Source organism: Dellaglioa sp. CoH-57-MRSF-19, assembly GCF_056781975.1.
The window spans coordinates 1-970 of sequence record NZ_JBXAXW010000021.1 but is presented as its reverse complement, the minus strand read 5'-3'; the positions used below and the strand labels follow the sequence as shown (position 1 = coordinate 970).

Below are 970 nucleotides of genomic sequence, written 5' to 3'. Positions count from 1 at the left end.
GGTCGATGCGTCGTCGAAGTTTACGCTGGACACTAACCCCGATTTGCTGCCTGACGTACTGGCCATCAACAACTCGTTGTACAACCTGTTCTCATGTCAGATAGGGGCACGAGCCCGTATATTCCAGCCGGAGTATGGGGCCTCCCTTCTCACTTATCTACAGGAACCAATCGATCAAAACACTGCGGATAAGATTCAGGTCGGCTTCATTCAGGCGATAGCCCGCTGGGAACCCCGCATTCAGCTCGACATGAGCAACACATGGGTCAAGCCCGACATGTCGCTGCCCGGCTATCAGATTCGGATTGCTTACAACCTGAACCTAAACCTTGATACTCAATCAGGTCCGCTGGTTGCAGCATTTTCCGTCACCGCCAACCAATCATAAGGTTCAACATGGCAGATACTAATAAGCTCGTTCTGGCGGACTTGACAGCCGACGTTGATCAATTCGTTTCCCAGTTTCAAAACTACCTTACCACCATCCCATCGTGGCAGGGAACGCTCACGACAATGACATCGGAGACCCTGATCGAGCTAGCAGCATCGGTCGGGGCTTTTGCGCAGGGCCGCATCATTCGCGCTGCGGAGGACTGTTTTGCTGAAACGGCTCAATCTGATTCAGCAATCCTTAGCATCACACAGATGCAGGGGCTTCGCATTTCGCGATTCCTACCTGCCGGCATACCTGTCACGCTCCAAAGTTCGGTACCCTCGTCGCTCCCTCCGCTGTCCCAATTCCACGTGGCAGGGCAATACTTCTTCAACCGAGATGAGATCACGTTCACGGACGCCAACCCCATCAACGTGACTCTGTACGAAGGTCAGGTGTACGCGTATCAGATGCCGGGCTTGGGAACGGAGCGTCAGACCTTCGTAGGGGCCCAAGATAACTTCTCGGTGTCTGACCGAGACGTTGCGGTCCTGATCAACGGGATAATGATCCCGAAGGCATGCGGCGGCTTGTGGA

Annotated in this window: 2 protein-coding genes; both read left to right on the top strand. The window is 54.1% G+C overall.

Translation table 11 applies throughout. The features are described from left to right. The coding region (locus AC1RO3_RS07880) for a GPW/gp25 family protein (protein WP_481763912.1) at window positions 1–388 on the top strand (388 nt) is incomplete at its 5' end. Between the two features lie 8 nt (window positions 389–396). Next, the coding region (locus AC1RO3_RS07875) for a hypothetical protein (protein ID WP_481763911.1) at window positions 397–970 on the top strand (574 nt) is incomplete at its 3' end.